The 860-nt window shown below is 70.9% G+C and carries 1 protein-coding gene; it reads left to right on the top strand.

Features of this window, described 5'->3' with window-relative positions; genetic code table 11:
• Window positions 1-135: 135 nt before the first annotated feature.
• The coding region (locus AAAT03_RS09855) for a transposase (RefSeq protein ID WP_349103231.1) at window positions 136-860 on the top strand (725 nt) is incomplete at its 3' end.

Below are 860 nucleotides of genomic sequence, written 5' to 3'. Positions count from 1 at the left end.
ACGACAGACACTATGACCCAATCCAGGGGCACGGAAACGACAGGAGCCCCCGCTCGTGACCGCGGGTCGGGGCTGCGACAATGTTGTTGAAGTGCCAGAGGCGCAGCCGCGCCGCAACGAGGTTGGGAGGCTCCCGTGCCTAGATATTCTACCGCCTTCGGAATGGACGTACACCTCAGGTCCACCACCGTCTGCGCGCTCGACGCGGAGACGGGCGAGGCCGTGACGAGGAGGTTCCGCGGCAACCCCTGGGGCGAGGTCGCGGAGTGGATGTCGGGCTTCCCCGGCCCGTCGCTCGCCGCCTACGAGAGCGGCTACCCCGGCTTCGCCCCGCAAAGGGAGCTCTCCGGGCTCGGCGTCGACTGCGTCGTCGCGGCCGTCTCCAAGGTCCCGAGGTCGGCTGCCGACCTCTCGTCCAAGAACGACCGCAACGACGCGGTCAGGATGGCCAAGGCGATACTGTCGCACGACGTCACCCCGGTATGGGTGCCGTCCCCCGAGATCGAGGGGCTCAGGGACCTCGCCGCCGCCCACGACGCCGCGACCGCTAGGCTCGCAGCGGCGAAGCAGCGGCTCCTGGCGTTCCTGGCCCGCCGCGGCTATGTCTACGGCGGCACGACGCCGGCCGGCAACCCCCGGAAGTACTGGACGTACGGCTTCCTCAGGTGGCTCGACGGCATACACCCCGCCGACGACGGCGGCATCCGGGCGCTTGCGGCGCTGAGGAACGAGGCCGAGGCGGCCGACGAGACGAGGGAGGCCCTCCTCGCCGAATACAGGGCCGCCGTCGCGGCGGGCCCCCTCTCGGCCGAGGTCGAGGCGCTCCAGTCGATCAAGGGGTGCGGGTTCGCGCTCGCCGC

Source organism: Collinsella sp. CLA-AA-H167, assembly GCF_040095305.1.
GTDB lineage: Bacteria > Actinomycetota > Coriobacteriia > Coriobacteriales > Coriobacteriaceae > Collinsella.
The sequence above is the reverse complement of the archived record's forward strand: the minus strand, read 5'-3'. Positions and strand labels throughout refer to the sequence as shown.